The 4,836-nt window shown below is 70.9% G+C and carries 2 protein-coding genes; one reads left to right on the forward strand and one right to left on the reverse strand.

Features of this window, described 5'->3' with window-relative positions:
• Positions 1-10 precede the first annotated feature (10 nt).
• Positions 11-847 (reverse strand): PAC2 family protein, encoded by an 837-nt coding sequence (locus ACJOT3_RS32445; RefSeq protein ID WP_406976950.1) that lies wholly within the window; start codon positions 845-847, stop codon positions 11-13.
• Between the two features lie 437 nt (positions 848-1,284).
• On the opposite strand from ACJOT3_RS32445, the gene metH reads away from it, so the two are divergent.
• Positions 1,285-4,758 carry a methionine synthase gene (metH, locus tag ACJOT3_RS32450; RefSeq protein WP_406976951.1) on the forward strand — a complete coding sequence of 1,158 codons (3,474 nt, stop codon included), beginning with the start codon at positions 1,285-1,287 and terminating at the stop codon, positions 4,756-4,758.
• The last annotated feature ends 78 nt before the right edge of the window (positions 4,759-4,836 follow it).

The raw sequence follows: 4,836 nt of genomic DNA on the forward strand, positions 1-4,836 counted from the left end.
CTCGGTGTCGTCAGTCGTCGTCGCGGCGGCGCAGGTAGCGCTCGAACTCGCGGGCGATCGCGTCGCCCGAGGCCTCCGGCAGCTCGGCCGTGTCCTTGGCCTCCTCCAGGCCCCGCACGTAGGCGGCGATCTCCTCGTCCTCGGCGGTCAGGTCGTTGACCCCCGCCTCCCAGGACACCGCGTCGTCGGGCAGCGAGCCCAGCGGCACCTTGACGTCGAGGAAGTCCTCCACCCAGGCCAGCAGCGCCAGCGTCGCCTTGGGGCAGGGCGGCTGCGCCACGTAGTGGGGGATGGCCGCCCACAGTGACACCGCCTCGATCCCGGCGGCGGAGAACGCCTCGTGCACCACACCCACGATGCCCGTCGGCCCCGAGTACGTGGTGGCCTCCAGACCCATCCGGGTGCCCAGCTCGCGCGGCGACGCCATGCCCGTGACCGGAATCGGCCGCGTGTGCGGGGCGTCCGCCAACAGCGACCCCAGCATCACCGCGCGCCGCACGCTCAACTCCCGGGCGATGGACAGCAGGTCGGCGGCGTAGGACCGCCACCGCATGTTCGGCTCGGGGCCGGTGACCAGCACCACGTCGCGCCCGCCCGGCATGCGCGCCACGCGCACCCGGGTGGTGGGCCACTCGACCGGGCCGACCTGCCCGTCGACCACCGTCAGCCGCGGCCGCGTCACCTGGAAGTCGTAGTAGTCGTCGGGCGTCAGAGCACACAGCTCCTGTGCGTCCCACTCCCGGGCCAGGTGCTCCACGGCCAGGCTCGCGGCCTCGCCCGCGTCGTTCCAGCCCTCGAACGCAGCCACCAGCACCGGGTCCACGAGTTCCCGGGTGAGCTTGGTCATTCGGCGGCCCCTTCCTGCACACGAACGCATCCACCATATGGGGTGGCGCCCCGCGGAGGGAACGGTTATTCACAGTGCGCACGCTCTCGCCCCGGCTCCGTGCCGGCGCCGCCCCTGACACGATGTAAGACACCTATCTCACGTCGCGAAACGGCCGATGTTGTAGCCTCGGTGGAGCGACTGATCCGGACACCGTTGTCCCCGGCCGCATCGACCCGACCGCACCACGGACGGGTCCAGTGAGCGACCAGCCCGGCGGCATCGCCGCCACCGCTCCACGGGTCCGACCGAGCCCGCCACTGCTCGGCACGCGACCACGGGACGGGGAGAGCCGGACTGCACCGGCACGGGCACCCCGCACCACTACCGCGCACGCACGGGAAACGGGGGGTCGAGCACCGGATCCCCCGGGTGCCCCGAGATTAGAGTTGCGGAATATGAAAGCTCGCCTGACCTTCCGTGAAGCGCTTTCCCAGCGAGTCGTCGTGGCGGACGGCGCGATGGGGACCATGCTCCAGGCGCACGATCTCGACCTGGACCAGTTCCAAGGCCACGAGGGATGCAACGACATCCTCAACATCACCCGGCCGGACATCGTCCACGACACCCACGCCGCCTTCCTGGCCGTGGGATCCGACTGCATCGAGACCAACACCTTCTCCGCGAACTACGGCGGCCTCTTCGAGTACGGCATCGAGGACCGCACCTACGAGATCGCGGAGGCCGGCGCCCGCATCGCCCGCGAGGCCGCCGACTCCTACTCCACCGCCGACCAGCCCCGCTACGTGCTGGGCTCGGTGGGCCCGGGCACCAAGCTGCCCACCCTGGGCCACGCCCCCTACGCCCTCCTGCGCGACCACTACGAGCAGTGCGCCCGCGGCCTCATCGACGGCGGCGCCGACGCGATCCTCATCGAGACCTGCCAGGACCTGCTCCAGGTCAAGGCCGCCGTGGTCGGCGCCAACCGGGCCCGCAGGGCCCTGGGCCGCGACGTCCCCGTCATCGCCCAGGTCACCATCGAGACCACCGGCACCATGCTCATGGGTTCGGAGATCGGCGCCGCGCTGACCTCCCTGGAGCCGCTGGGCATCGACATGATCGGCCTCAACTGCGCCACCGGCCCGGTCGAGATGAGCGAGCACCTGCGCTACCTGTCGCACTACGCGCGGGTGCCGATCTCCTGCATGCCCAACGCGGGCCTGCCCCAGCTGGGCCCCAACGGCGCCGTCTACCCCCTCACCCCCGGGGAGCTGGCCGACGCCCACGACACCTTCACCTCCGAGTTCGGCCTGAGCCTGGTCGGCGGCTGCTGCGGCACCACCCCCGAGCACCTGCGCCAGGTCGTGGAGCGGGTGCAGGGTCGCGGCGTCAAGGACCGCAAGCCCATCCTGGAGGCCGCCGCCTCCTCGCTCTACCAGAGCGTCCCCTTCCGCCAGGACGCCAGCTACCTGGCCATCGGCGAGCGCACCAACGCCAACGGGTCCAAGAAGTTCCGCGAGGCGATGCTCGCCGAGGACTGGGACGGCTGCGTCGAGATGGCCCGCGACCAGATCCGCGACGGCGCCCACCTGCTCGACCTCAACATCGACTACGTCGGCCGCGACGGCGTGCGCGACATGCGCGAGCTCGCCTCCCGGATGGCCACCTCCTCCACCCTGCCGATCATGCTCGACTCCACCGAGCCCCCGGTGCTGGAGGCGGGCCTGGAGGCGCTGGGCGGCCGCGCCGTCGTCAACTCCGTCAACTACGAGGACGGCGACAGCCCCGACTCCCGGTTCACCCGCATCATGACCCTGGTCAAGGAGCACGGCGCCGCCGTCGTGGGCCTGTGCATCGACGAGGAGGGCCAGGCCCGCACCGCCGAGTGGAAGGTCCGGGTGGCGTCCCGCCTCATCGACCAGATCACCGGCGAGTGGGGGCTGCGCACGAGCGACATCGTCATCGACTGCCTCACCTTCCCCATCACCACCGGCCAGGAGGAGACCCGGCGCGACGGGATCGAGACGCTGGAGGCCATCCGCGAGCTCAAGCGCCGCTACCCCGACGTCCAGACCACCCTGGGCCTGTCCAACCTGTCCTTCGGCGTCAACCCCGCCGCCCGCATCGTGCTGAACTCCGCGTTCCTCAACGAGGCGGTCCAGGCGGGCCTGGACTCGGCGATCGTGCACGCCTCCAAGATCGTGCCGATCAACCAGATCCCCGAGGACCAGCTCAAGGTCGCCCTGGACCTCATCTACGACCGGCGCGAGGGCGACTACGACCCGCTGTCCCGGTTCATGGAGATGTTCGAGGGCGTGGACGCCAAGTCCATGAAGGCCTCCCGCGCCGAGGAGCTGGCCGCCCTACCGCTGTGGGAGCGCCTGGAGCGGCGCATCATCGACGGCGAGCTCACCGGCATCGAGGCCGACCTCGACGAGGCCCTGGAGCAGCGCCCCGCCCTGGCGATCGTCAACGACACCCTGCTCGCGGGCATGAAGACCGTCGGCGAGCTGTTCGGCTCGGGCAAGATGCAGCTGCCGTTCGTGCTCAAGTCCGCCGAGGTCATGAAGGCCGCCGTCGCCTACCTCGAACCCCACATGGAGAAGACCGACGACGACGGCAAGGGCCGCATCGTCCTGGCCACGGTCAAGGGCGACGTCCACGACATCGGCAAGAACCTCGTCGACATCATCCTGTCCAACAACGGCTACGACGTCGTCAACATCGGCATCAAGCAGCCGGTGTCGGCGATCCTGGAGGCGGCCGAGCGCGAGCGCGCCGACGTCATCGGGATGTCGGGGCTGCTGGTCAAGTCCACGGTGATCATGAAGGAGAACCTCCAGGAGATGAACTCCCGGGGCATCTCCGAGCGGTTCCCCGTGCTGCTGGGCGGCGCCGCGCTCACCCGCTCCTACGTGGAGCAGGACCTGGCCGAGGTGTTCGACGGCCACGTCCGGTACGCCAAGGACGCGTTCGAGGGCCTGCGCCTGATGGACGCGTTCATGGCGGTCAAGCGCGGCGAGGAGGGTGCCGCGCTGCCCGAGCTGCGCCAGCGGCGGGTCAAGCGGGGCGCCACCCTCCAGGTCACCGAGCCCGAGGAGATGCCCGCCCGCAGCGACGTGGCCACCGACAACCCGGTGCCGGTACCGCCGTTCCTCGGCGACCGGATCAGCAAGGGCATCCCGCTGGCGGACTACGCCGCGTTCCTGGACGAGCGCGCCACGTTCATGGGCCAGTGGGGGCTCAAGGCCGCCCGCGGCGGCGAGGGCCCCTCCTACGAGGAGCTGGTGGAGACCGAGGGCCGCCCGCGCATGCGGATGTGGCTGGACCGCATCCAGACCGACGGCCTGCTGGAGGCCGCGGTCGTGCACGGCCACTTCCCCTGCTACAGCGAGGGGAACGACCTGGTGGTGCTGGACGAGGACGGGAAGAGGGAGCGCACCCGGTTCACCTTCCCGCGCCAGCGCCGCGACCGGCACCTGTGCCTGGCCGACTACTTCCGGCCCAAGGAGTCGGGGGAGCTCGACGTGGTGTCCTTCCAGGTGGTGACCGTCGGGTCGGCGATCAGCCGGGCCACCGCGGAGCTGTTCGAGAAGAACGCCTACCGCGACTACCTCGAACTGCACGGCCTGTCGGTGCAGCTCACCGAGGCGCTGGCGGAGTACTGGCACACGCGGGTGCGCGGCGAGCTGGGCTTCGGCGGCGAGGACCCGGCCGAGCTGGAGGCGTTCTTCAAGCTCGGGTACCGGGGCGCCCGCTTCTCGCTGGGGTACGGCGCCTGCCCGAACCTGGAGGACCGGGCCAAGATCATGCGGCTGCTGGAGCCGGAGCGGGTGGGCGTCCACCTGTCGGAGGAGTTCCAGCTGGTGCCGGAGCAGGCCACCGACGCCATCGTGGTCCACCACCCGGAGGCGACGTACTTCAACGTCTGACCCCGCACCTCGCTTCCCGCAGCACAGCACAGCGCGACACAGCGCAGCGCGGCCGGGCCCACCGGGGCCCGGCCGCGG

The organism is Nocardiopsis protaetiae (assembly GCF_045446735.1).
Taxonomy (GTDB): Bacteria; Actinomycetota; Actinomycetes; order Streptosporangiales; family Streptosporangiaceae; genus Nocardiopsis; species Nocardiopsis protaetiae.

Excerpts from the sequence above, each read along its gene's own strand:
- ACJOT3_RS32445 (WP_406976950.1), bottom strand. The coding sequence starts at position 847 with ATGACCAAGCTCACCCGGGAACTCGTGGACCCGGTGCTGGTGGCTGCG.
- metH (WP_406976951.1), top strand. The coding sequence starts at position 1,285 with ATGAAAGCTCGCCTGACCTTCCGTGAAGCGCTTTCCCAGCGAGTCGTC.